General features: G+C 54.2%; 24 protein-coding genes. 13 read left to right on the forward strand and 11 right to left on the reverse strand.

The window, feature by feature from the left end:
* The first annotated feature begins 72 nt into the window (after window positions 1-72).
* From AC6I8N_RS10325 to AC6I8N_RS10350, 6 genes are all read left to right on the forward strand, one after another.
* Window positions 73-969, forward strand: coding sequence for a dihydrodipicolinate synthase family protein (locus tag AC6I8N_RS10325; RefSeq protein ID WP_021183250.1), 897 nt, complete (start codon window positions 73-75; stop codon window positions 967-969).
* A 36-nt stretch (window positions 970-1,005) separates the two neighbouring features.
* The gene (locus tag AC6I8N_RS10330; RefSeq protein ID WP_021183249.1) at window positions 1,006-1,836 is read left to right on the forward strand and encodes an ABC transporter substrate-binding protein; all 831 of its coding nucleotides are present in this window, start codon (window positions 1,006-1,008) and stop codon (window positions 1,834-1,836) included.
* A 17-nt stretch (window positions 1,837-1,853) separates the two neighbouring features.
* A complete protein-coding gene (locus AC6I8N_RS10335; protein ID WP_021183248.1) occupies window positions 1,854-2,603 on the forward strand; it encodes an amino acid ABC transporter permease in 750 nt (249 codons plus the stop codon).
* Window positions 2,600-4,015 carry a dihydropyrimidinase gene (hydA, locus tag AC6I8N_RS10340; RefSeq protein ID WP_497828981.1) on the forward strand — a complete coding sequence of 472 codons (1,416 nt, stop codon included), beginning with the start codon at window positions 2,600-2,602 and terminating at the stop codon, window positions 4,013-4,015. The genes AC6I8N_RS10335 and hydA overlap by 4 nt, the downstream gene beginning before the upstream one ends.
* A gap of 45 nt (window positions 4,016-4,060) precedes the next feature.
* Entirely contained in the window at window positions 4,061-4,744 is a 684-nt protein-coding gene (locus tag AC6I8N_RS10345; protein WP_497828982.1) for a GntR family transcriptional regulator, read from the forward strand.
* A gap of 183 nt (window positions 4,745-4,927) precedes the next feature.
* Window positions 4,928-5,287, forward strand: coding sequence for a cupin domain-containing protein (locus AC6I8N_RS10350; RefSeq protein ID WP_021183245.1), 360 nt, complete (start codon window positions 4,928-4,930; stop codon window positions 5,285-5,287).
* Between the two features lie 52 nt (window positions 5,288-5,339).
* Here AC6I8N_RS10350 and AC6I8N_RS10355 read toward each other — a convergent pair whose 3' ends face one another.
* The 6 genes from AC6I8N_RS10355 to AC6I8N_RS10380 form a co-directional block, all read right to left on the reverse strand.
* Complete coding sequence (locus tag AC6I8N_RS10355; protein ID WP_497828983.1) at window positions 5,340-6,233, reverse strand: hypothetical protein; 894 nt, start codon at window positions 6,231-6,233, stop codon at window positions 5,340-5,342.
* 415 nt (window positions 6,234-6,648) lie between these two features.
* Window positions 6,649-7,485: an urea carboxylase-associated family protein gene (locus AC6I8N_RS10360; RefSeq protein ID WP_497828984.1), complete on the reverse strand. Its 837-nt coding sequence runs from the start codon at window positions 7,483-7,485 to the stop codon at window positions 6,649-6,651.
* Entirely contained in the window at window positions 7,485-8,207 is a 723-nt protein-coding gene (locus AC6I8N_RS10365; protein WP_497828985.1) for a GntR family transcriptional regulator, read from the reverse strand. The genes AC6I8N_RS10360 and AC6I8N_RS10365 overlap by 1 nt, the downstream gene beginning before the upstream one ends.
* 9 nt (window positions 8,208-8,216) lie before the next feature.
* Window positions 8,217-9,725, reverse strand: a complete 1,509-nt coding sequence (locus tag AC6I8N_RS10370) for an amino acid ABC transporter permease/ATP-binding protein (protein WP_497828986.1) — start codon at window positions 9,723-9,725, stop codon at window positions 8,217-8,219.
* 23 nt (window positions 9,726-9,748) lie between these two features.
* The gene (locus tag AC6I8N_RS10375; RefSeq protein ID WP_497828987.1) at window positions 9,749-10,564 is read right to left on the reverse strand and encodes a transporter substrate-binding domain-containing protein; all 816 of its coding nucleotides are present in this window, start codon (window positions 10,562-10,564) and stop codon (window positions 9,749-9,751) included.
* Between the two features lie 179 nt (window positions 10,565-10,743).
* Entirely contained in the window at window positions 10,744-11,280 is a 537-nt protein-coding gene (locus AC6I8N_RS10380; RefSeq protein WP_021183239.1) for an NADPH-dependent FMN reductase, read from the reverse strand.
* A 352-nt stretch (window positions 11,281-11,632) separates the two neighbouring features.
* On the opposite strand from AC6I8N_RS10380, the gene AC6I8N_RS10385 reads away from it, so the two are divergent.
* From AC6I8N_RS10385 to AC6I8N_RS10395, 3 genes are all read left to right on the forward strand, one after another.
* Window positions 11,633-11,848, forward strand: a complete 216-nt coding sequence (locus tag AC6I8N_RS10385; RefSeq protein ID WP_497828988.1) for a hypothetical protein — start codon at window positions 11,633-11,635, stop codon at window positions 11,846-11,848.
* A 230-nt stretch (window positions 11,849-12,078) separates the two neighbouring features.
* Window positions 12,079-12,915 (forward strand): alpha/beta fold hydrolase, encoded by an 837-nt coding sequence (locus AC6I8N_RS10390; protein ID WP_036625200.1) that lies wholly within the window; start codon window positions 12,079-12,081, stop codon window positions 12,913-12,915.
* A 434-nt stretch (window positions 12,916-13,349) separates the two neighbouring features.
* Window positions 13,350-13,970 (forward strand): response regulator transcription factor, encoded by a 621-nt coding sequence (locus AC6I8N_RS10395; protein WP_497828989.1) that lies wholly within the window; start codon window positions 13,350-13,352, stop codon window positions 13,968-13,970.
* A 2-nt stretch (window positions 13,971-13,972) separates the two neighbouring features.
* On the opposite strand, the gene AC6I8N_RS10400 is transcribed toward AC6I8N_RS10395, so the two are convergent.
* The 5 genes from AC6I8N_RS10400 to AC6I8N_RS10420 are packed head-to-tail and all read right to left on the reverse strand — an operon-like array spanning window position 13,973 to window position 21,161.
* On the reverse strand, window positions 13,973-19,540 hold the full coding sequence (locus AC6I8N_RS10400) for an ATP-binding sensor histidine kinase (RefSeq protein ID WP_497828990.1): 5,568 nt from the start codon (window positions 19,538-19,540) through the stop codon (window positions 13,973-13,975).
* Window positions 19,540-19,923, reverse strand: a complete 384-nt coding sequence (locus AC6I8N_RS10405) for a response regulator transcription factor (protein WP_497828991.1) — start codon at window positions 19,921-19,923, stop codon at window positions 19,540-19,542. Before AC6I8N_RS10405 ends, AC6I8N_RS10400 begins: the two co-directional genes overlap by 1 nt.
* Window positions 19,924-19,967: 44 nt before the next feature.
* Entirely contained in the window at window positions 19,968-20,222 is a 255-nt protein-coding gene (locus AC6I8N_RS10410; RefSeq protein WP_021183232.1) for a XapX domain-containing protein, read from the reverse strand.
* A 2-nt stretch (window positions 20,223-20,224) separates the two neighbouring features.
* Window positions 20,225-20,425: a DUF1427 family protein gene (locus AC6I8N_RS10415; protein ID WP_036625194.1), complete on the reverse strand. Its 201-nt coding sequence runs from the start codon at window positions 20,423-20,425 to the stop codon at window positions 20,225-20,227.
* A 49-nt stretch (window positions 20,426-20,474) separates the two neighbouring features.
* On the reverse strand, window positions 20,475-21,161 hold the full coding sequence (locus tag AC6I8N_RS10420; RefSeq protein ID WP_041525948.1) for a hydrolase: 687 nt from the start codon (window positions 21,159-21,161) through the stop codon (window positions 20,475-20,477).
* A 266-nt stretch (window positions 21,162-21,427) separates the two neighbouring features.
* Here AC6I8N_RS10420 and AC6I8N_RS10425 point away from each other — a divergent pair, with 266 nt between their 5' ends.
* From AC6I8N_RS10425 to AC6I8N_RS10440, 4 genes are read left to right on the forward strand one after another with little or no spacing between them, the layout of a single operon-like run.
* Window positions 21,428-23,305, forward strand: a complete 1,878-nt coding sequence (locus AC6I8N_RS10425; protein ID WP_497828992.1) for an amidohydrolase — start codon at window positions 21,428-21,430, stop codon at window positions 23,303-23,305.
* A gap of 4 nt (window positions 23,306-23,309) precedes the next feature.
* On the forward strand, window positions 23,310-23,738 hold the full coding sequence (locus AC6I8N_RS10430) for a DoxX family protein (protein WP_497828993.1): 429 nt from the start codon (window positions 23,310-23,312) through the stop codon (window positions 23,736-23,738).
* Entirely contained in the window at window positions 23,725-25,344 is a 1,620-nt protein-coding gene (locus AC6I8N_RS10435) for an MFS transporter (protein ID WP_497828994.1), read from the forward strand. The genes AC6I8N_RS10430 and AC6I8N_RS10435 overlap by 14 nt, the downstream gene beginning before the upstream one ends.
* A 50-nt stretch (window positions 25,345-25,394) precedes the next feature.
* Window positions 25,395-26,213, forward strand: coding sequence for an alpha/beta fold hydrolase (locus AC6I8N_RS10440; RefSeq protein WP_497828995.1), 819 nt, complete (start codon window positions 25,395-25,397; stop codon window positions 26,211-26,213).
* The last annotated feature ends 34 nt before the right edge of the window (window positions 26,214-26,247 follow it).

Genomic DNA, 26,247 nt, shown 5'->3' on the forward strand with positions numbered 1-26,247 from the left:
CAACGCTTGTGTATACAGTATGTATACGGTATACAAACGGTATGCATCAAGTATTTTCTTAAGGAACTCAATATGGCAGCGTTTCGCGGTACTTATACGGTGTTGATTACCCCCTTTACTCAGGATGGTTTAGCAATTGACGTGCCAGCCCTCGAAAAATTAGTCGATTGGCAAATTGAACAAGGAATTCATGGTCTTATCCCGTTGGGCAGTACCGGTGAATTTTTATCCATGACGCGTGAGGAACGACAACTGGTCACCGAAACGGTGATTCGCACCGCCAGAGGGCGTGTGCCGGTGTTGATGGGTACTGGCGCAGAATGGACACCGGAATGCGTTGAATTGAGTAAAGAAGCCGAAGCGATGGGCGCGGATGGCGTGATGATTATCCCGCCGTTTTATAGCTGCCCGAACGAAGACGAGTTGTTTGCCCATTATCGTGCAGTGGGTGAGGCCATCTCGATTCCGATCATGATTTACAACAACCCGGCCACCGCCAATGTCGATCTGCTGCCGAAAACCGTGGCGCGTTTATCGGAAATCGACACCGTCAGCTACATCAAGGAATCCACCCTTGAGGTGACGCGTGTACGCGACATCATCGAACTGTGCGGCGATCGCATGAACGTTTTCGCGGGCATTCTGGGTTATGAATCTTTCTGGCTGGGTGCCTGCGGCTGGGTGGCGGTGGCGTCCAACCTGTTACCGGCGCAATGCGCACAGATGTTTGAAGCCGCGTGCGATCGTCTTGACCGCAATGAAGCGCTGGCGCTGTACCACAAAATTCTGCCCGTGGTGCGTGCCGTTGGCGGGCCACATTACGTGGCCGCCAGCAAAGCGGGTCTGGCGATGATGGGACTGGAGGTGGGGATCCCGCGCGCTCCACGTCTGCCGCTTGCCAGCAACCTGGAACAGGTGCTGCGACATGAATTAGAAAAACTCAACGTGCTGAACAGCTTCAAGCACTGATAACCGGCCTGATTGTTACTTATTCGGAGAATGTAAATGAACGCGAAATTAACCCTGATTGCGGCTGCGTCTCTTCTGACCGGTAGCCTGTTTGCACAGACCAGTTTTGCCGCCTGTACCCCGGTGCAGGGCGCAACGCTGGTGACCGCGGGTGAGTTAAAAATGTCCACCAACCCGACACTGCCGCCACTGCAATATGTTGACGGTGAAGGACAATTAAAAGGAATGCGTATTGAGCTGGGCGAGGAGATTGCCAAGCGCCTGTGCCTGAAACCTGACTATACCCGCATCGAATTCTCCGCAATGGTGCCCGGTTTGCAGGGTGGCCGCTGGGACATGATTAACACCGGTATTTTCTTCACCCCGGCGCGCGCCAAAATGATGTACATGATCCCGTATGAAAGCCAGGCCATCAGCGTTTCGGTGGCACCAGCCGATAGCGGCAAGATCCAGAAGGTTGAAGATCTGGCAGGTAAAAGCGTCGGGGTAGAAATCGGCGGCTTTGAAGAGACTACCATCCGTAAGATCAGCAAAGAACTGGAAGCGAAAGGCCTGAAACCGGTAGATATCCATACCTTTGATAACTTTACCGTGGCGTTCCAGGCATTGCGTGCACAACAGGTGAGCGCGGTGATCAGTATCGATGCAGTCGCAGCCGATTATCAGCACAAAGGCATGTTCAAACAGGTGCTCTCTGGCCTCGAACCCACGCCGGTGGCCATCGCCTTTAAAGATGCCCATCTGGCTGACGCCACCGCCAAAGTGCTGAACCAGATGAATGCCGATGGCAGCTTACCTGCGCTGTTTAATAAGTATGGCGCGAAGATGATCACCGGAACCTTTAGTGTTCAGGGTCCTAACTCTTAAGCGAAGGAAATTTCATTATGATTCAGGGCTGGAGCTGGGAAGGGTACTTCCATTATCTCACCAACTATTTCATTTTCATGGGGGCGGTGAACACCGTCCTGTTAACCCTGGCGGGTATGGCTGGCGGGCTGGTACTGGGAATATTACTGGCCTTTGCCCGGCTCTCGCCCTGGTCCTGGATTAATCAGATCGCACGGGCTTATATCTGGGTTTTTCGCGGCACGCCGTTACTGGTGCAGCTGATTATTATCTATACCGGCCTGCCACAAATCGGTATCCGCTTTGGCGTGATTGAGGCGGTGGTGATGGGCCTGGTATTGAATGAAGCCGCTTACCTGGCGGAGATCATTCGCGGTGGTGTGCAGGCGTTGCCAAAAGGACAAATCAATGCTGCGAAAGCGCTTGGTTTTAACCATCTGAATGTGGCGCGCTATGTGATTTTCCCGCAAACCATGCGCTTAATTCTGCCCTCTTTGGGGAACAGTTTTAACGGGTTACTGAAAACCACCTCGATTGCCTCGGTGATTTCCGTGGAGGAGTTGTTACGTCGTACGCAAATCCTGATGCAGGAACAGTTCATGGTGCTGGAGCTATTTATGGTTGCCGCCACCTATTACTTGCTCCTCACCACCTTGTGGGACTTTATTCAGCGCAAGATCGAACGTCATTACGCCAAAGCCTACCAGAGTGCCACCCACACCAGTGAACCGGCACAGCCGAGCTTTAAAGAAGTGTCCAGCGCTTACACCAGGGAGACGCAGCCATGAAATCCTTTGATCTGATTGTGAAAAATGCCGATATCGTGACGGCATCCGATCGCTATCGGGGTGATATTGGTATCCATAATGGCCGTATCAGCGTGATCGCGGCTGAGCTGGATGCCGCGCAGGCACAGCAGGTGATTGATGCTAAAGGCCGCATGGTGACGCCAGGTGGTGTCGATGCCCATTGCCATCTCGACCAACCTTCCACCGATGGCTCGGTGGGGGCCGATGACTTTATCAGCGGTACCCGTTCAGCAGCCTGTGGCGGCACCACCACCATCATTCCGTTCGCTATGCAGTTTAAGGGGCAGAGCCTGAAGGAGGCGATCGCCGATTATCATCAACGGGCGGAAGGCAAAGCCAGTATCGATTATGCGTTCCACGTCATTATTACCGATGCCAGCCAGGCGGTGATTGACGAGATCCCGGAAGTGATTGCGCAGGGTTATACCTCGTTCAAGATTTACATGACGTATGACGCGTTAAAACTGACCGATCATCACATCCTCAATGTGCTGGAAGCCGCACGCGAGGCGGGTGCGATTTCGATGATTCACGCAGAGAATGATGATTGCATCAGTTGGCTGACGGAACGACTGAAAAAACAGGGGAAAACTGCACCGCGTTATCATGCGCTGGCGCATTCGCCTATTGGTGAGCGCGAAGCGACGCACCGCGCTATTTCTCTGGCGGAGTTGGTTGATGTGCCAATTCTGTTGGTTCATGTATCAAGCCGTGCCGCCATAGAACAGATTTACTGGGCGCGGGGTCAGGGCATCAATATTTTCTCCGAAACCTGCCCGCAATATTTGTTTCTGACCGCTGAAGATCTCGGTATTGATGACAGTTTCCACGGCGCGAAATGCATTTGTAGCCCGCCACCGCGGGATACCGATAGTCAGAATGCGGTGTGGAATGCCTTAGCCAACGGCACCTTTACCATTTTTTCCTCGGATCATTGCCCGTTTAATTTTGATGATCCTCGCGGCAAGAAATTACACGGCGACAATGCCTCTTTCGACCTGGTGCCGAACGGTATTGCCGGGCTGGAAACGCGTTTGCCGCTGTTGATGAGTGAAGGCGTATTGCAAAACCGTATCTCGGCACAGCGTTTTGTCGATTTGACCGCCACCGCACCGGCAAAACTCTACGGACTTTATCCGCAGAAAGGCAGCATCGCGGTGGGTTCAGATGCGGACCTGGTTATCTGGGATACCGATCTCGATAAAACCATTACTAACAATGATTTGCATACCAATGCTGATCACACCCCGTATGAAGGCAAACGGGTGCAGGCGTGGCCCGCCATCACGCTTTCGCGCGGTGAAAAAGTCTGGTCAGAAGGGCAATATCACGGCAGAGCGGGCAGTGGGGCGTTTCTGCCCTGCGCGGTGCCTTTCCCTGTGAGAGGATAATCCGGTAAACTCACACCCAATTTTACTCCTGGAAACTGCATAAAGATGACCGACTATCAGGATCATACTCTTGCTGCGATTATGGCTGCGAAGCCGTTGTATATGAAATCAGCCAGTCTGTCTGAACAGGTTTATGCATTGCTGAAAGAGTTAATTCTGGAGCGTAAGATCCCCGGCAGCAGTGAAATGCTGGAGTTGCGCCTGGCGGAAGAGTTACAGGTATCCCGCACGCCGATGCGTGAGGCACTGGTGCGCCTGGCAGGTGAAAATCTGCTGGAACGCCGCGGTGCCCGTTCTTATACCGTGCGCACCATCGATATCAAAGAGTATCTGGATACTATGGCGCTGCGTGAGGTGCTGGAGGCAGAGGCGGTGGGTAAGGCGCTGGACAAAATCAGTGCCGCCACCCTCGACAACCTGATTAAAGAGTTGCAGGAGTTGATCGCCAGCGAAACTGAGCAGGAGCATCTTTACTGGCGCTTCGATGAAAAGCTGCATAACACCATTGCCGAAGCCAGCGGCAACCTGGTGCTGGCACAGGTATTGAAGGGATTGCGGGTTAACGTGCGTCTGTTTCGTCTGCACAGCCCGTTGCACCGGCAGCAGGAAAATCACGCTGAGCACCTTGATCTGTTGAATGCCATGCGTGAGGGCGACCGGGAAAAAAGCCTCGCCTCAATTCGTAAGCACATCATTAACCTGCGCACTGACGTAATCTCTTCGCTGTAAACGCCATTGATAAAGTCATAGCTTGACGGCTATGACTTTTTTGTCGCCTGACAAAAGTTTCTGCTAAACCCCTGCGGATTTACACCCAAAAGTTTCTTCTGGCGCGTGAAAACTGCCGCCATTTCGCGCATGCATTGTTTAAGCTGACTTCAGCCTAACAAGTTGAAAATGAGGAAATTTTTTATGAAAGTGCAAAAATTAACGCAGCCAGCGTCCATTAAACAGTTGGAAGATTGGGGCAGCGTTGAGGGTTTACCCGGCACTGCCGCCATTCAGCTTTCCGGTATTCAGACGGTGATTGCTGGTAAGGAAGACATTGATTGCGGCATCTTTGCCTGCACCGCGGGAAGTTATCGTCGTGGCGTGAAACAGGCGGAGGTCATGCATTTCCTCGAAGGGATTGGCAGCTTTACGCCAGACGGTGAGGCTACTTTAACCTTCAAACCGGGCGACAGCTTTTTCTTTGAAGCCAACACGCAGGGCACCTGGGTGATGGAGACGCCAATGCGTAAGTTGTATGTGATTTTTGATGCTACTGCGTAATTGCGCTGATGGGTAACGGCGCGATTGATCGCGCCGGAAGTGGGCGAGGGGATTACGCACGTATTGGGCCAGGAGGCGGGATGACGAGGGTGTTTAACGACTGGAGATTCTCTTCCAGTTGGGTAACAACCTTATTTAGCTTGTTAAGCGTGAGTGTAGCAGCGTCGAATTGATCCCAGACGGGACTAAATCTTTCACTGTTGCAATGCCTCTGTAAATTGCTCACGATATCCGCCTCCTTACTTTCAACTTGTCGAAATAGATTCTCCAATAAATCAAGGTCATCGATAATATTATTTATGAAAACATTGTTTTGTTTTACGATGGACTGGTCGCCATACTTATTATTCGCTTTGAATATCTGAAGGTATTTCCTGCATTCCAGTATTTTATTATCAATTTCATCGCCTGCGGTGTTGAAACATCTTTCGAATGAGATGCTTTTTAAGTTCGGACTGGCATTTGCAATTTTCCCGTCAGGAAGCCTGACGTTGATGAGTCTGACGTTTTTTATTTCGCTAATGATTTCCCGTAAGGTATCACAGGCTATTGTCTTATGTCGCATTGCGGTGGTTAAGACATCCCTTTCATTTTTTGTTGACCTGGCGCAGCGCTGCGTTATCTCATTTTCTACTATTTGATTGGCTTTTTTCAGGATGCCTGACGTTGCGTCAACTTTTGCTGACTCTTTACGCGACACCCATTCCTGGGTGGTTTTAATGTTTTGTTCGCAAACATCCTGGGGCATACCAAAAGACTTAATAAATTTGGAATATGATGTGGAGCAGGAAGCCACGCCTTGATTAGACACCATGCTGTTACCACGATCATTATTTATAAACTTCATAGATGAAACCATATTTCCATCATTATTCTCATTGGGCTGACTGGCAATACGTGTAACAGCCAAAAGGGGCATCAGGAGGAATTGAAATGATGACCTCATTATTTTTCTCCATTTGTTTATGTAGAGACATGAAAACATAGCATGAGGATGCGTTTTCTCCATTGCCGTTCAGAAAAATATCAGGGAAGTGATGACATATAACGTTTAGATTAGGCATTTCTACGTGAACTCTGAGAAAAACGCAGGGGGATTGGGTGAGAGATTTTGCGTAGCGCTGCCAGGTGTGTTCCGGTTTTTCCGTAGCGGCGCGATTTATCGCGCATCATCCAGCGATGGTGACGTAAAACCTGCGCGATAAATCGTGCCGCTACGGGAGAGGTGGTATTCCGGGATTAACGGGATATCGTATTTAACATAATATACATTATGCGCCATTAATCGTAATTCTATCTCAGACCAGAAATTCAGATTATGTTAAGAACCAGCCCCCGCGGCTGGCTCTTGCTTGTGGCAATTACCAGCTCACCGGCTTCAACTGCATACCATGATTACCCCGATAATTCGGCGATTCTGATGGCTTCCAGTTTGCCAGTAACGCTTCCTGCGGTTTATAGATTTCTACCCCCAACGGACGGCACACTTTCAGCGTATCCTCTGCTTCATCACCCCACATTGGCAATGACAGATCGCCACCCGGACAGGTTGACAGCGCACATAACAGATCGATCTCGGCAAAGAACTCAAGGTAGTCGCCTTTCTGCGCCGGACAGGCTTTCATAAAATATTGGTCATCATCATTCAGACCGGTGCACTGGAAAACGTTCATCACATCATGAACATCAAATTCCGTCAGCCCCCACGGCTGCACGGCACGCACCAGGTTTGAATGACAATGGAAATCAAAATCCTCACCGGTCAGCAGCTTGTTAACATAAGGATCGCAACGCGTGCCCAGCAGATCATGCACGCGCCCACCGTCGCTATCGATACCATAATCTGCCAGTGAATCTGCGGTAATGGTCGCCATAGGCCGGATAAACGGCAAGTTAGACCACAGACGATCATAAGTAGAAAGATGCGCCCGTTGTAGCTGGCGTGTGCGGGAAACCCACATTCTTTCACGCGGATCGCGGCGGTTCCAGATATTCAAATCCCCTACCTGCGGGCCTTCTGGCGTGGTGATACGGAACAGATGTCCGGCCGGGACTTCCCAGGCAAAACCCGTACGGATCGGGATCAAATGGGATGCGGTCAACTCGCGTGGCCCTTCGGCCAGCGCCTGATAAAACGCGCGATCAACATCCAGTGCAGAGCCGGATGTGCTCTGATAAGCGGCAGGATAATTCGACATCAGTATGATTCTCCTTGAGAAAGAGGATGGCTAAAGGTGGCGGTCAGTTGACGCTCCGAGTAATCGAGATAGTCAATCAGCGCACGACACGCCGCCTCACTTTGTTGTTGGCTCAGTAATGCCAGGATTTCGCGGTCACGCGCAATCCACGGCAACTGAAAGTCACGTTCGCCGGCTCCGCTGCAAAACAGCAGACGTAATTGCGCCAGCAGCACGCTGAAAAAATCATTAAAACGCGCACAACCCAGCATCTGCACAATGCTTTGATGAAAACGCAGACTGTGGGTACCGACGCTGCGCCACGCCTCATTCGCCGCAGCTTGGGCGGCGTTATCCAGATGCTGCGCCATACGCGCCAGGTGAAAATCACTGATCGGGCTGTTGACCGTCAGCGCCAGTACTTCCAGATGCCGACGCGCCTTGAAAATGTCACGCACATCGCGCTTATCGAGCTGACGAACAAACACCCCGCGATTCTGGTGATAATTCACCAGCCCTTCGCCATGTAAAAAGCGCAGTGCTTCGCGGAGTGTGTTACGCGAGCTATCGCATAACGCTGCCAGTTCGATCTCCGCCAATGCCTGTCCCGCAACCAGGTTGCCGCTGATGATATTTTCTCGCAGCAAAATCGAAATCCGCTCAAAGGCAGGCAAACCCGATAAATCAAGATGCTCTGGAATTTCAATGGTTAAGGTGCGGGTTTCTCCGGCAGAACTTTTCATGCTTTGCCCTCAGGCCGTGGCCATATCGTCAATAAAACGGAAGATGCGGTGATCGCGCATTTGACGAATCTCAGCCGGTGAAGCGTCAATTTCAATGCGCCCTTGCTCCATAAACACCACACGATCGGAAATGGCAAAAGCAAACTTCATCTCATGGGTGACGATCAGCATGGTAATCCCCTCCTCTGCCAACTTTTCAATCACCTGCAACACTTCGCTGACGCGCTCCGGGTCCAGCGCGGAGGTCGGCTCATCAAATAACACCACCGCCGGTTTCATCACCAGAGTACGGGCAATCGCCACTCGCTGCTGCTGGCCGCCGGATAACTGATGCGGATATTTGGTGGCATGTTCCAACATGCCGACTTTATCCAGCATCGCCAGACTGCGTTGATGCAGATCTTCACGGCTATCGAGGTTGTGCAGACGCGGAGCCAACATCAGGTTCTCCAGCACCGTTTTGTGCGGGAACAGATTGAAGCCCTGGAATACCATGCCAAGTCGGGTGATTTGCGCCCGATAAGGCAAGGCATTTTCACGTTGACCGGCACGGATAAATTCTTGCCCCAGCAGTTCCACGCTGCCCTGGTCCATCGTCTCCAGACCATTGACCATGCGGATCAGGGTGGTTTTGCCGGAGCCTGAAGGACCGATAATTGAGATCACTTCGCCGGGCTGGACGCTAAGGTTGATATCCCGCAGCACCGTCTTGCCATTAAAGGCTTTACTCAGGCCGGTTAATTGCAGAATCGGTTTGGCTGACGCGCTATGGCTTTTACGTGTCTGCATCTGCGGTGCCGGTAAACGGGCTCTGGCCTGGGCGGCATCAAAAGCTGCCGGGGTGCGATTCTGCACATCCCAACGACGCTCCAGCCAGCCGAATAGCCGTTCGAACAGGGTGACAATCAGAACGTAGTAACAGGCCACCGCCAGCAGCGTTTCCATCACCTTGAAGTTGTCGGTATACAGACGCTCACCCACCATCAGAATTTCTGATAGCGAGATCACCGACACCAACGAGGTCATCTTCACGATGGTGATAAACTCGTTCACCAGCGTTGGCAGTGAGATGCGTAATGCCTGGGGAATGATGATGCTCAAACGGATCTGGGCGTTGTTGAGTCCTAACGCCCTGCCCGCTTCAAACTGCCCACGCTGCACGGACAGCAAGCCACCACGGTGAATCTCAGCGATATAAGCGGTTTCGCTGATAATCAACGCCAGCAAACCGGCGGCGAATGGGTTAGAAAGCACGCCGCTGGTTGCCGGGAAAATTTGCGGCAGGTTAAAGATAAAAATCAGCAGCACCAACAGTGGCAAACTGCGGAACAGCCAGATGTAACAGGCAGCGGCGTTACGCAGCACGGCATTGCGCGACTGTTTTGCCAGCGCGACTCCCAGCCCCAGCACGATTCCGCCTAACCAGGTCAGCACACTGAGTTGTACCACCAGCCAACTGGCCCGCCAGAAGTCTGCGTAGTGAAATAAACTTATCAGGTAAGGCCAGTCAAATTGCATGCTTCCTCCAGTGCTAACCCTTGTTACAGCGTGCCTGCCAGCGCTTTGGCGGTTTCATCGGCATCCGGCATTTGCAGGTTGTATTTCTGTAACAGCGCTCGATAGCTACCGTCGCTCACCTTCTGTGCAAACGAGACTTTCAGCGCGCTTAACAGCTGTGGATTGTCTTTATTCACCGCCAGCCCCACCACCACGGGATAAATCATCTGCTGAGAAGAGATTTTCAGGCGGTTACCGGTTTTTTCGACGGTGGCTTTGGCGACGGCAGCATCTTCGTACTGCACATCCACCGCGGCTGACAGCAACGCCTGAGTGGCTTCCGGCGAGGTCGGGAATTCACGTACCGAAATAGTCCCCAGCCCTTTAGGCTGACAGTAGTCAACAGACACCTTATTCAACCGGGCGATCCAGGCTCCGCCTTTGATCGATGCCACCCGCTTACCGCACAGATCTTCCGGTTTCTGCGGAGCAAAACTGGAGCTGGCGGTCACCAGCAGCGACCCCCCGGTCTTCATATACGGCAGGAAATCCACCTGCTGCGCCCGTTCAGGCGTGACGTAAAGCGTGGAAGCCACGACGTCGAATTTGTTGCTTTTCAGACCAAGGATCAGGCTGGCAAAACGGGTGTCCTTTACCACCGGCTTGAGCTTCATCGGTGAGGCGATCAGGTCAATAAACTCGGCATCAAAGCCCGCTGGTTTATCCTGTTTGAGGAAGTTATACGGCGGATACGTCAGGTCAGAGCCAATGGTCAGACTACCGGGCACAAGAGTGGCAGCCTGGGCCACGCTGAAAAACACAGGTGCGGCAAGACAGGCCATGCGTAACATCGTTTTCATAGTGGAGCCTCTGGTGTTGTTTGTTCAACAATAACTAAGCATTAAGTGTGCCAATTTTATCTTTGCTGATAATTCATGTCAGAAAGAACCGGCGCAGTTGAAAAACGGAGGCGGGATTGAACCAATATGGGGCAGGAAATCAGGGGTTATGCACCAACATAACCCATCATTGACGAAAATTAGTGTCCGGCAAACTCGGTAAAGGCCACCAGTTGCCGTGTCAGGAAGCGTTTGGTGTCTTCATCCACCAGCACACCGTCAATCACCTTATGGCCGACATCGCCGATCATCGCTTCTGGCTTATTCAGAACTTTGGCATCGAAATAGCCAAGGATTTGCCGCAGATGCATCTGCGCCCGCACCCCGCCTAATTTGCCCGGCGAAGCGGATTGAATCAGCACCGGTTTCCCGGCCAGTGGCTGGGGATTGACCCGTGACAACCAGTCGAGTGCGTTTTTCAGCAAACCCGGTATCGAATGGTTGTATTCCGGCGTAATGATCACCAGACCATCGGCCTGCTTAATCTGTTCAGCCATCGCGACCACCGCCGCCGGGAATCCGGCCATTTCGGTGTCCATGCTGTAATGCGGGAATTCGCCAGGCGAACCCAGTGCCTCAAACACCACGCCCTCAGGAGCCAGTTCCGGTAAGGTACTGGCGATGGCGGCATTCACCGAACCACTGCGCAAACTACAGGTTAATGTGACAAACTTCATCGTTTTCTCCTTAACGTTAAAACTGATACACCAGACCGATGTTTCGGCTGCTGAGGCGTGGCTGCCGATAAAAATCTACGGTGCTAACAGCGCCAGTGTTGTGAGCTTCATTTACCCCTCCCCTGAAAGAAACGCGTCAATTATCTGAGGGAGATGGAAAAAAAGTAAGTTATACAGAAGGATAGTTATACGAAGATATAATTGCTCACGCTGGCATGATGATCTGTTATTCCTTCAAATTATCTGAAGGACTTCGCCAGGTATCCGCTATTTTGTTACCTCGCCCCGGTGTTTACAATTTATCCAATCGCAGCCAAGTCTGCTTATAAATTGGATCACACAGGAAATCATCATGAAATCTTTCAACATTATTATTATCAGTCTTGCCCTGCTATTTTCGGTGGTCAATGTGGCGCAAAGCGCACCGGCCCGCAGCACCCTGTTGGATGATGCCGCCGCTCGGGTCGTGATGCAGTCGAAAGAAGCCGGGGCCACCTGGAAAGTCGACAGTGAACACTATGTGAATCATATCGAGCCTGGCGCAGAGTTGATTAAATACACCCGGTAACACCGTCTCTCATGTACAAATTGAGCCGTGCTCCCGCCCTGTATTAATCGATGCAACCTTATGAAACAAAATTGAAAAATCCTTAAGCCAACCGGTAATCAAGGCCGCCGGGACACGCTTGTGGCCCGACAGTGACAGGCTTCTCTGACTATACTTTCGCGGGGGAATAATCGTGTGCCACCCCCGGGGCTGATGAAGAAAACCTTAAGTATCAATGAGGAGTCTGTTCTATGGCATTTGTAACGACAAAAGATGGCGTGAATATTTTCTTTAAAGACTGGGGCCCCAAAGAGGCTCAACCGATTGTTTTCCATCACGGTTGGCCGTTAACGGCGGATGACTGGGACAATCAGATGCTGTTCTTTCTGGCGCAAGGTTACCGGGTGATTGCGATTGATCGTCGCGGTCATGGTCGTTCGGACCAGGTCAGTGACGGACATGATATGGACCATTACGCAGCAGATGCGTCAGCGGTAGCGGAACATCTTGACCTGCATAATGCGGTGCATATCGGCCACTCTACCGGCGGTGGTCAGGTGGCCCGCTATGTTGCCAAATATGGCCAGCCGCAGGGGCGTGTTGCCAAAGCGGTGTTGATCAGCGCGGTGCCTCCGTTGATGTTAAAAACCGCCAGCAATCCCAATGGCACCCCGCTGGAGGTGTTCGATAGTTTTCGCGCCGCGCTGGCGGCAAACCGTGCGCAGTTCTACCTTGATGTCGCTTCCGGCCCTTTCTATGGTTTCAACCGTCCAGGTGCAGAGATTTCCCAGGGAACGATTCAGAACTGGTGGCGTCAGGGGATGATCGGCAGCGCCAAAGCGCATTACGAAGGGATCAAAGCCTTTTCGGAAACCGATCAGACGGAAGATTTAAAGGCCATCACCGTTCCCACCCTGGTGTTGCAGGGCGATGACGATCAGGTGGTGCCCTATAAAGCGGCCGCCTTGTTGCAGGATGAGTTACTGCCAAACAGCATCTTAAAGATTTACCCCGGCTTCCCTCACGGTATGCACACCACCCACGCTGATGTGATCAACGCCGACCTGCTGGCGTTTATTCGCGCCTAGTTTTATTATCGAAGCGGTTAATTCAGATGAATCAGGCAGAGGGAGTTAATCATATTTCCCTGCCTGTTTTTTATTGTGTTTTCCTGAAAAGAATATTCCGCAATGGCATCAACTTTTATAAAGTGAAATCCAAATCCGGATTCCTGGTCCTCAGTAAAAACAGTTGACCTCCCCTGTAGCGGCGCGATTTATCGCGCGCCCTGGCCTCTGATGCGTGATTTATCCTGGGCATTAAAACCAGCCAGAAAACAGCGCGATAATTCACGCCGCTATCAACATTACCTGATGATAATGTTAACAATTGTGCTAACATGCACAGGCATTCTAACTACCATACATTTCGCGCAGGTTGAACCTGCCTTTTTTCGCACTATATTGGCTATTGAGCACGACTTTTAAACATCCGTGAAATTCAGGTTGAGAAGAGACCTTCTATGAATCACATAGTTTACGTTGTTGATGATGACGAGTCGGTACGTTCTGCTCTGAGTAACCTGCTTAGCTCAGAAAATTATGACGTTATCGTTTTTTCTACCGCCCAGGCCTTTCTTGACTATGCGTTTCCACAGGTTCCCGGTTGTCTGATTCTGGATATTAATATGCCGGGTGCCGATGGTTTTGCCGTGGCGAATGCGCTGAATGCGCGTGGTCATGTTATCCCAACCATTTTTCTCACCGGTTTCGGTACCATTCCGGTTACGGTTCGGGCGATGAAAACCGGCGCTTGTGAGTTCCTGACCAAGCCGGTCGATCCGGATCGCATAATACAAGCGGTGGCCGAGGCGCTGGCGATCGCGGAAGAGAATCTGGCTTCCTCGCAGGAAAAGTACGATATCACGTCCCGTCATCAATCGCTGACGCCGCGTGAAAGTGAGGTGATGTTGCTGGCGATCAGCGGCCTGCTCAATAAGCAAATCGCCGCTGAGATGGGTATCAGTGAAATCACCGCCAAGGTACACAAACGTCGGGTGATGGAAAAAATGAATGTCCGTTCGTTATCCGACCTGGTGCGTGCTGCCGAACGTCTGAATATTCTCAGCACGCGCCGTCGCTAATCTTATACGCTGGCTGGCGGTTCGGTGGGTAAGGTAAACCAGAACACACTGCCGCAGTCAGCCCGGTTTTCCCCTTTCAGCTCACCACAGTGCTTTTTAATGATGCCGTGACTGATGGTCAGGCCCATGCCCATCCCCTCTTTTTTCGTGGTATAGAAAGAATCAAAGATATGTTCCTTCACCGCGTCAGGAATCCCTGAACCGGTGTCCCGCACCTCAAAACGGATGGTATCCGGTGTGGGGTTAGCGGTGGCAAGCGTCAGGGTCAGTCCACGATCTTCGATGCCGGTCATAGCATCAATGGCGTTCACCACCAGGTTCAGTAGCACCTGCTGAATCTGGATGCGGTCACAATAAACTTCCGCGTGCTCGGCGTGCAGCTTCAGTTCCAGTGAGATCCATTTACGTTCAATCTCCGCCCGTGAAAGCGCCAGGATATCGCGTGCAATTAAATGCAGGTTGGCTTTGGCATACACCGAGTCATGCTTGCGAGTTAACGCCTGCAAGCCGCGAATAATATCGCCGGCGCGTTTGCCTTCCTGCAATATCTCATCAAGGCTGAAGCAGGCATTCTCAATATGGCTCTGCTCACGTTTCAGCCAGCGCAGGCTGGCACCGGCATGCGCGACAATCGACATCAGCGGTTGGTTGATTTCATGCGCAATTGACGCGGTTAACTGACCGACGGTGGTGGCGCGCGAAACCCGCGCCAAATCCGCCTGCGCCATCCGGGCGGCATCTTCAGCCCGGCGTTGTACCGTGATGTCCGAAATGGTGCCGAAATATTCTTTCACCTCCGGCCAGTTATTCACCGGATCGCCGATCCCTTTGATGTAACGACATTCACCATCCGGGCGGATAATACGAAATTCCGCCTGCATGCTGATGCCGTTCTGTACGCTGTCGCTGACCAGGTCGTCGATACATTGATGGTCATCGGGGTGCACGAAGGTCATAAAATCCGCCATCGACAGCGTTTTCGGTTGTTCCGGCAAACCGAGAATACGCAGATACTCATCCGATACCGACATTAAATCCTGTTCAATCTCCCAGCTCCAGGTGCCGGTATGACTGATTTTCTCCCCCAGCATCAGCGACGTCTGGCTGGCGCGTAATTGCTTCTCCACCCGGCGGCGATGGATGTTCTCCTCCAGCAATTCCGCATATAAACGGGCGGTTTCGATTGAAACGGCGGCCTGGGCGCTCAGGGTTTTCACGATATGTGATTGTTCGGCGGTAAATACATCCGGCATCAGGCGGTTTTCAAGGTACAACACCCCCACCATATTGGCCTGTTTGAACATCGGTACGCACATCACCGCCGCTCCCGAGGAAACCAGATACGGGTCCTGACTGAAGGGGCTGAAATCCTCCGGCTTGCCGGTACGGATCTCCTGCCCGGTGCGGATCACCGCGGAAAGCACCGACAACGGCAAATCGCTGGCTGTCGGGCGTTGTTTAACGATCCTGACTTTGACGCCATCGGCATTCGCTTCCGCCCAGGCTTCCGTTTCCGGGATATTGCCATCCAGCACGCGAATCAGCAGGCAACGCTGTGCGCCCGCGCGTTCCAGCAGCATACGCATCAGGATATGGATCAACCGGTCGAGATTGATCTCCTCCGTCAGGGCGCGCACCGCCGTGACCACGCTCTCGAGATCGCGAATCGATTCATCCTCAAACGGAATGGTGGTGAAGGCATTGCCCGGTTTTTGCGTCGCCAGTTGGGGATAGCGTTGCTCAAGCTGCCGCACTTTGGCGAGCGCCCCCCAGTTTTCCCAGCCGCTGATGGCCCCTTTTAAATAGGCATCGGCCGGGACATTCAGGTTCCAGGCCTTGGCGCAATCCCCCGCCAGCTCGTAAGCCAATGCATTGATATGCACGTAACCTGCTTTGCGCGACAGATTGATCGCCATTTCGTACTGACTCAGCGCCTCGCCCACTTCACCACGCAGGCGCGCCAGTTCAGCAGCCAGTAGTGCCACCTTGTCAGCAAACAATTCGGGATTCAGTACCGACCACTGCACCAGCTGCTCAAAATGCGCGTGGACGGTTTTGTGCAGTGCAGCATTCGCCTGGCCGCTTGCCAGTGGGACGGTGAGCGTCAGGGCGCTGAAGAAATGTAAATCCATCAGGTAGATATAACCCGGTACGGCTTTGACCAGGTGCGCGGCTTCGGCAAAACAGGGGGTGGCCTGCGTATATTCACCGGCATAGAAATGCGCCATACCGCGATACAGCCACGACCAGAACAACACCATCGCTTTTGGCCCGGAAACGGGGCCTGGCTCGCTGCCGACCAGGTGAGTTGGAAAGGCATCGACACCGCTAAATTTTTCCCGACGGCTGCCGCGCAGATGCATCACCAGATGCTTTTGCATCAACAACACGTTTTCCACATCGGGATAAAACGATTTCTGCGTAAACGCCAGCCCCCGTTCAATGGTGGTCTGCACCGACTCCAGATGATCGCCACGCGTCAGGTAGTTCATCACCTGATGACGCAATGAAAGACAGGCAAAGGATTTGTCGCCATGCGCCAGCGCCACATTGAAACTTTTCTTCGCGCAATCGATTGCGAAGGCCAGCGGTTGCGTCCAGATCCCCACTTGATCAAGAGGCAGCAACGTGCGGGCTTTGAAACGTAAAAAATTATGTTTCTCAGCCAGTTGGCTGGCGAGCAGCCCGCACTTAAAACCGTAATGATATTCCTGGTAGCGGTCAGTAATCAGCACGCTAAACCACGACAGACCGAACACCGAGGCCCCGGCAATGCCATGATCCAGCGTCATATCGAGGATTTTGCACACCAGCAGCAGGTGCAGCTGGGGACAATCGTACGACGACGCAAAGATGGTGCTGGCCATCAGGTTCAGCACCGACTCTTTTTCGCGATTCGCCATCAGCGGCAATACGCCCAGTGTGGCCGCCGGGTCTGGCCCCAGCCGGGCTTTCAGGGCATACCAGGCCGCATTGCACTCCTCTTCGTCGGGATAGCGATTAAAGTGCACACCAAATACCGAAAGCCATGCCAGGGCTGTCTCCAGCGCCAGAAAGTTGTCCGACTGGCGCATATGAATTTCCGCCGACAGGCAGGCCGCGGCCGATTTCTCGGTCAAACTGCCGGGCATACCGAGCAGCGCGGTACAGCGCGTTTGCGCCTCGTTAAGATTACCCTGCAAAAACTGGCACTCCGCCTCTTCAAAGCCGAGCAGGAAATGCTCGCCCTCGCCGCGCTGATCATTCAACACACGCGCGGTGCGCAAATAGCGTAACGCAGAGGCATAATCCCCTGCCCGTTTGGCGCGCTGCGCTGCCGTCAGGCTCAGGTGAAAGTAGTTACGATGTTGCACCGCATCTACCGGCATATCCGCCGCCATCGCAATATGATGCACCGCGCGGAACAGCATCTCATTGCCTTCGGCACGCGGTGCGGATGCAGCCAGCAACGCTGCCGCCTGCTGATGGATAAGCAATTTCTGTCTGGGACCGATCAATAAAAACGCCGCGTCATGAACTCGACCGTGGGTAAAGGCGTAGTCATTATCGGTAATGGTGATAAACCGTGCCGCCAGCGCCGGTCTTAACCGTTGCTGAACATGATGCGGGCGGGTGCCAAGAATCTGGCTGAGCAGTCCCAGTTGTCCCTTGGCACCGAGACAGGCCATACACCCCAGCAGTTGGCGTGTCGGCTCTGGCATCCGTTCCAGTTGTAGTACCACCAGGCTGGCGACATTATCGGTGTAATGGCGTGCCCGCAAAGCACCTTGATCGTAATGCCACTTCAGCGGGTCCTGGGTATAGAAAATCAACCCGTCAGCGATCGCCTGCTTGAAAAATTCCTGTAAAAAAAGCGGATTACCCCCGGTTTTTTCATGGATCAGCTGCGCCAGTTCAGTCGTTCCGCTGCTGCGGGTATGCAACATCCCGGCCAGCCAGCGCGCCACCATTTTGGCATTCAGCGGCTCAGGGGTGATCTCAGTCAGGCGTGCGGCCGCGCCACGGATACGTGTGAGAAAATCCGCTACCTGCGGGCAAGGCATCGATTCTGCGTCACGGTGGGCGATCACCAGCAAAAAAGGCAGATGGTCATTACGCTGAAACACATTTTCCAGCAGTTGCAGGCTGGCCTGATCGGCCCAGTGTACATCGTCAATTAACATCACCAGCGCTTTGCCAGATGAGGCAAACGCCTTGATCAATGCGCACGCCATCTGATGAAAACGTTCGCGCGCATCGCTGAATGTATCGGTGGTCAGCACCGGCTGAGGGATATCCAGCAGTTGACGCAATTCCGGCACCAGTTCGATAGCCAGATCGCAATCATCACCCAACGCGCGCAGCAGACGCGCGCGCCAGACCATCACGTCGGCGGCAGACAAGCCAAGCAGATATAAGGTGAGCGTTCGGAACGCGGCGCTGAGCGCCGAATAAGGCACCTGCGGCGAATGTTGATCCGCTTTGCCGACCGTGAGCAGAATCGGCTTGTGTTGCAGCTTTTTCAGTGCCGACGCGATAATTGCTGATTTCCCTGCCCCCGGCGCGCCCCCAATCATCACCAGATGATGCGTGCCGCTGCGTTGTACTTCATCCAGCGCATCCAGTAACACCCGAGCCTGGGCATGGCCGGTAAACAGCGTTTCGACACGATAATTGCTGGTGAAACGCTCCTGAAGTCCGAGGGTAAAGGTAGCGATGGTGCCTTGTGGCGTCAGGGTCGCTTTGCAGCGTCGCAGGTCAGCCAGTAAACCATCGATGGTTTGGTAGCCATCCAGCGGCGATTTTGCCAGCAAACGCAGGATAATGGCCGACAGCATGGCCGGTACATCGGGGCGAATCGCTTCAGGTGGGCGCGGTGCGGTGGCCAGATGGTGATGGATCCACTCCCCCTGGCCAGCCTGCGGAGAGCCAAAGGGTAACTTACCGGTCAGCATTTCATACAGCACCACGCCGAGGCTGTAGAGATCACTCAGATTGCTGACCGGAAAAGGGGTGCGCCCGGTATGTTCTGGCGACATGTATGCCAGCGTGCCACCGGAGGCGCGCAGCGAATTTTTCAGTTGCGAATCCAGCGTCACCGAGGCAAGGCCAAAGCCCCCGAGACGAAAAGATCCATCGTTGTTCAGGAACAGATGCGCCGGTTTGATATCGCCATGCACAATGCCCTGATGATGCGCCTGGCTTAATGGCAGACAGAGTTGGATGGCATTACGCAGGTAATCGGCAATCTGCTCGGGCGGCATCGCAATAATCCCCGCCAGCGTGCGATAAGGAAAGGCCGGGTACACCAGCGCATAGTGTCCCTGATAGCGGGTGTAGCCGAGGGGTTTTACCGCCCAGCGGGTTGCCAGATGCGGGGCCAGCGTCAGCTCATTTTTAAGTAGCTGCGTCCCCTGAAATGCCAGTTCGTCACTGGCGGCGGTAGCGATTATAAAAGCTTCACCGGTCGTCTCTCGTCCCATTAGCCAGGCGATGCTGCCATCCTGCGCCAGTGGGGTCAGCATCATCTCGTCCGGCAAGGTGATTTTCTGTTCTTCGTTGCCTTCCTGCGGGAGCGAGATTATGCCCATTAGCGTGTTTCCCCGTGAGACAGTTCGTTACGTATGAGGGTCAGGAGCGTATCAACATCAATAGGCTTGCGCAAAAAGGTCACCGCGCCCAGCGCAATGGCATACCATTGCACCGCCTCTTCCTGCTCCGCGGAGATAAAAATCACGGGTAAGGTCACGGATTGTTGTTGCAGGATGGCGAACAGCTCAAAACCGCTCATCCCCTTCAGTCTGACGTCGATGATCAACATGGCCGCGCCGGTTAATGCTTTGTCATCGCAGAGGAGTTCTTCGCCTGATTCGTACAGGCTGGTGGTGTATCCGTCAGAATGCAGTAAATTGCTCAGGCCATTACGGACTGAGCGTTCGTCGTCAACGATAACAATATGCTGTGGCAGCGTCATGCTGTAATCCTCCGATAATCCTCACGCAAGCGTGAGGATGTTCCTTAGGGTTCCTTCTCTCCTTCGGGCGGCGGTGTGCCACTGATTTTTGGCACACATTCGTGGCGGAACCAGGCCAGAGTCACCGGCTGACGGCGAATCAGCCGTTGCGCCAGCGGCACCAGTTGTTCCCCCACCAGCATGCCAAACAATCCCAGCAAGGCAATCACCGGTGGCGCCGGGGAATTCACATCGATCAGGCCGTAGATCACACCGGCCAGAACACCTACCCCCAACGAGATAACGTAGGATTTCAACATGTTCAGCCGACCTTATCAACGTGGGTGGTGATGGTGCTGGCCTGCGGCTGTGGCTTGACATGCGCCATAATCTGCCCACCAATAATCATGCCCAACAGGCCGACTAACGCAATCGCAGGCGGTGCTGGCGATCGTACCCGCAGTAGCGCGTAAAACAGCCCCACCAGCACGCCCGCCCCCAGAGAAATGATCAACGGATTCATCATGATCCTCCTGTGACCGGCACAACAGGTGCCGGTCAACCGCAGGGAATTAGCGTGCCGGAACCGGTGCCAGGGTGCGGTGCTCGCTCTCCTGACGTGAAGGTGCTTTGTGCACCATCGTGTAGGCATAATCCACGCCAATGCCGTATGCGCCGGAATGCTCTTTGGCGATCTTCATCACTGCGTCGTAGGTATCACGGTGTGCCCAGTCACGCTGCCACTCCAGCATTACCTGCTGCCAGGTTACCGGGATCACGCCCGCCTGGATCATGCGCTGCATGGCATAGTCATGGGCTTCTTTTGAGGTGCCGCCAGACGCATCAGCCACCATATAGATTTCGTAACCCCCTTCCAGCATGGCGCACAGCGCAAAGCTGTTGTTACAGACTTCAGTCCACAGGCCAGACACCACCACTTTCTTCTTACCGTTTGCAGCCAGCGCATCACGTACTTTCTGGTCGTCCCATGAGTTCATCGAGGTACGTTCCAGAATATCCAGCCCCGGGAACACGTCCAGCAGCTCAGGGTAGGTATAGCCGGAGAAACTTTCGGTTTCGACGGTGGTGATAATCGTCGGGATGTTAAAAACCTTGGCCGCTTTCGCCAGCGCGACGGTGTTATTTTTCAGCACCTGACGGTCGATTGACTGCACGCCAAACGCCATCTGCGGTTGCTGATCGATAAAGATAATCTGGCTGTTAAGCGGGGTCAGAACTTCAAGTTTTGAGTTGGACATGAATTTACCCATTGAGGTTAGTAACTGGATTTCCGCGAACAAAGATACGGAGCAAAAGTGGCAGTCACCGGCTGGTCACTGTCCGATCTGAGTTTAGGCGGCATGGGGGGGCCGGACCATTATCTCTGTGTATAGGTATACGTTCGTATAGGTATCCCTTTGTATAACTAGACGGTGTTTCTCCCCGCTAACCATAATCCTGAGCTGATGGTGCGACCGCGCACTTCCCGTCCGGCCAACCCGGACATCTCAGTTCAGGAGGATCTATGGTGACGCTCGGTAAGGCAGAGCTGATTTTAATCAACGGCAAATTCCACACCGTCGACCGCGCCAACCCGGTAGCCGACGCTGTAGCGATTCGCGAAGGAAAATTTCTGGCGGTGGGCAGTCAGGCGGAAGTGATGGAACATCACTGCGAAGGTACGAAGGTGATCGACCTTAAAGGTCATACTGCGGTGCCTGGCCTGAATGACTCGCATCTGCACCTGATCCGTGGCGGTCTCAATTACAACCTCGAACTGCGCTGGGAAGGCGTGCCTTCACTGGCCGATGCACTGCGTATGCTGAAAGAACAGGCGCTGCGCACGCCATCGCCGCAGTGGGTGCGCGTAGTGGGAGGCTGGACCGAGTTTCAGTTTGCTGAACGCCGCATGCCGACGCTGGAAGAGATCAACGAAGCTGCACCCGACACGCCGGTGTTTATCCTGCACCTGTACGATCGCGCCCTGCTCAACCGCGCCGCCCTGAAAGTGGTGGGATACACCAAAGACACCCCCAACCCACCGGGTGGCGAAATCCAGCGCGACAGCAACGGCAACCCGACCGGCATGCTGATTGCGCGCCCGAATGCGATGATCCTCTACGCCACGCTGGCGAAAGGGCCGAAATTGCCGCTGGAGCTGCAAATCAACTCCACCCGTCAGTTTATGCGTGAACTGAACCGTCTTGGCCTGACCAGCGCCATCGACGCCGGGGGCGGTTTCCAGAACTACCCCGACGATTATGAAGTGATCGCCGAGCTGCACAGCAAAAAGCAGATGACGGTGCGTATCGCCTATAACCTGTTTACCCAGCGTCCCGGTCATGAACTGGAAGATTTTGAAAAATGGACCGATATGCTGACGCCAGGCCAGGGCAGCGACTATTTCCGGCATAACGGTGCCGGTGAAATGTTGGTGTTCTCCGCCGCCGACTTCGAAGATTTCCTTGAGCCGCGCCCGGATTTGGCCCCCGGCATGGAAGATGAACTGGAGCGCGTGGTGCGTCATCTGGTGGAACACCGCTGGCCGTTCCGCCTGCACGCCACCTACAACGAATCCATCAGCCGTATGCTGGATGTGTTTGAGAAGGTGGATCGCGAGATTCCGTTTAACGGCCTGCACTGGTTCTTTGACCATGCCGAAACGGTAACGCAGAAAAATATCGACCGTATCAAAGCCCTCGGCGGCGGCATTGCGGTGCAGCATCGTATGGCGTTCCAGGGGGAATACTTTGCGGAACGTTATGGCATCGAAGCTACCCGCCATACCCCGCCGGTGGCGCGCATGCTGGAAACCGGCGTCCCGGTTGGTCTGGGCACCGATGCGACTCGCGTCGCCAGTTATAACCCGTGGACCGCGCTGTACTGGCTGGTTTCTGGTCGTACCGTGGGCGGCATGCAGATGTATGACGTCAACGCGCGTCTCGACCGTGACACCGCGCTGATGCTGTGGACGCAAGGCAGTGCCTGGTTCTCGAGTGAGCAAGGTAAAAAAGGCCAGATCAAAGTCGGCCAACTGGCAGATATGGCGGTGTTGAGCAAAGACTTCTTCAGCGTACCCGAGGAGGAGATCAAAGGGATCGAATCCGTGCTGACGGTAGTGGATGGCAACGTAGTGTATGCCGCCGGGGCGTTCAGCAGCGAAGCGCCACCAACCCTGCCGGTACTGCCGGAGTGGTCGCCGGTGGTGAAGGTACCGGGCCACTACCGCAGTGCGCCTCCCGGTGCCACCACCCGTGTTGGCATGATGCCGCAGGCGCACCATTGCAGCGGCCCTTGCGGTGTGCACAGCCACCAGCATGATATCGCCCGTGGCGCTAACGTTCCGGTAGCCGAAGACAACGCCTTCTGGGGCGCGCTCGGTTGCAGCTGCTTTGCGTTTTAAACTTATGAAAACGTCATCGGTTTTCTCATTCCCGCCCCGGATCGATCTGGGGCTGTTCTTCCTGCGCCTGACCGGCAGCCTGTTGCTGCTGCATGTACATGGTCTGCCCAAGGTGTTTCATTTCCAGCAGGAACTGACGCGCATTGAAGACCCGTTCGGCATGGGGCCGTATATGAGCCTGATCCCGGCGATCATCGCCGAGGTTGTCTGCCCGATCCTGATCATTCTGGGTTGGTGGTCACGACTGGCCTGCCTGCCAATCATCGGCGTGCTGCTGGTGGCGATGCTGGTGGTGCACTCGGACTGGACGATTGCTGACGGTCAGTTTGGCTGGTTGTTGCTGATCATCTTCACTACCCTGGCGATCACCGGGCCGGGTGACTGGCGTATCGGCGTCAAAGCAAAACAGGAGCTGCGTCATGGCTCAGGTTAATGATATGCACAGCGCGGTGGTAACGGAACTTCCGGCACAAGCCGCCTCGCCGTGGCAACCGTTGCAGCAGCCGGTTTTCCGTATGCTGTGGCTGGCGACAGTGGTTTCCAACATCGGGTCATGGATGAACGATGTCGGCGTTAACTGGAGCATGTTGACGTTAAGCGCCGATCCGCTGTCGGTGGCGCTGGTGCAGGCCGCCAGCAGCCTGCCGATGTTCCTGTTCGCGCTGCCCTCCGGGGTGATGGCCGATATCGTCGATCGCCGTAAATATCTGCTGTTTTCGCAACTGTGGGTGTTTATCGCTGCCGCCGGTCTGACGCTGCTCTCCTTTTTGGGTCTGGTGACGCCGTGGGTGTTGCTGGTGGCGGCTTTCCTGCTCAGTACCGGTGCCGCGATGAGTTCACCGCCCTTTCAGGCCATCGTGCCGGATTTGGTGGAGAAACATGAACTGGGACCGGCCATCGCGCTTAACTCGCTCGGCATTAATATCAGCCGCGCCATTGGTCCGGCGCTTGGTGGTCTGATCCTCTCTTTTGCCGGTCCGTGGATGGTGTTCCTGCTCAATGCCCTGTCGGTGCTGGGTGTGGCCTGGGTGTTGTATCGCTGGAAAGCGCCCGCCAGCATCCAACGCCTGCCGCCAGAACACTTCTTCCCGGCGGTGCGGGTGGGATTGCGCTACGTCCACGCTGCCCCGGTGTTTCGTAACGTGCTGGTACGCACCTTTGCCTTCTTCCTGTTTGGTAGCGCCGGATGGGCATTGTTGCCGCTGGTCGCCCGGCGTGAACTCGGTCTGGGGCCTGGCGGTTACGGCATTATGCTGGCCAGTATCGGCGTTGGTGCCATCTGTGGCGCCGTGCTGCTGCCCGGCTTACGCAAAAAATTCAGTGCCGACCGCCTGATGGTGCTCGCCAGCATGCTGTTTGGTCTGACAATGCTGGCGCTGGCCTTTATCCGCCATTTCTGGTGGCTCAACGCCTGTGAGTTCTTTACCGGTTTTGCCTGGATTGCGGTGCTTTCCACCCTCAACCTCGGCGCGCAGCGGAGCGCGGCAAAGTGGGTGAAAGCGCGGGCGCTGGCGGTTTACCTGACGGTGTTTTTCGGTTCCATGACCGTCGGCAGTGCCGTGTGGGGACAACTGGCGGCCCATTTCTCCATTCCGCTGTCGCTGACCTTCGCCGCCGTCGGCATGTTTCTTTCCTGCGCGACCGTCTGGCGTTGGCAGCTCGATCAGGACCCGGATTTAAATCTGGAGATCCTTAACGACACCGACAACAACCCGATGCCCGAGATCCGCCACAACCGTGGCCCGGTGATGGTCAGCTATGAATATGTGATCCGCAATGAAGATGCCCATGATTTCACGGTGTGTATGCAGGATATGCGCCGGGTACGCCGTCGAGGCGGGGCCATTAACTGGTCGATTTATGAAGACGTGCTGCAACCGGGCATTTTCGTGGAAACCTTTGTCGTCGGTTCGTGGATGGAGCACCTGCGTGAAAAGGAGCGCTACACCATGAACGACCGCAAAATCCAGAGCCGGGTTTACGCCTTCCATCAGGGCGAAAGTTTGCCCGAAGTTCGTTATCTGGTTGCTCCGGCATGACGCCGCAACCCTGACATATCAACCCACAACAGCAATAAGAGGTCCATGCAATGAGCACGTTTAAAACCACAGATGGTACGCAGATTTATTTTAAAGATTGGGGCAAGGGTAAGCCGGTGCTGTTCAGTCACGGCTGGCCGCTGGATGCAGATATGTGGGACAGCCAGATGAATTTTCTGGCCGAACGTGGCTATCGCGTTATCGCTTTTGACCGTCGCGGTTTTGGTCGTTCCGATCAACCGTGGCAGGGCTACGACTACGATACCTTCGCCTCCGACATTAACGATCTGATCAACCACCTGGGTCTGGATAAAGTGACACTGGTGGGTTTCTCGATGGGCGGTGGCGATGTGACCCGCTATATCGGCAACTACGGCAGCGCGCGCGTCACCAGCCTGGTGCTGCTGGGCGCGGTTACCCCTATTTTCGGTAAAGCGGCAGATTACCAGGAAGGCGTCGATTTGTCGGTGTTTGCCGGTATTCGCGACGGTTTGCGTAAAGATCGTGCTCAGTTTATCAAAGACTTTGCTGCATCTTTCTATGGCACCAATGCTGGCCAGACTGTCTCTGAAGGGGTGCTGACCCAGACGCTGAATATCGCCCTGCTGGCCTCGCTGAAAGGCACGCTGGATTGCGTAACAGCGTTTTCTGAAACCGATTTCCGCGCCGATATCGCCAAAGTGGATGTGCCGACACTGGTGATCCACGGCAGTAACGATCAGATTGTGCCGTTTGCGACGACCGGTAAAGTGGCGGCGGAGATGATTCCCGGTGCTGAACTGAAGGTGTACGACAATGGCCCACATGGCTTCGCCGTGACTCATCAGGATCAGTTGAATGAAGACCTGCTGGCGTTTCTGCAACGTTAAGGTCTGATACGTGACGGCGCGATAAATCGCGCCG

Source organism: Pantoea sp. X-Soil-TKNS-1279 (assembly GCF_059730565.1).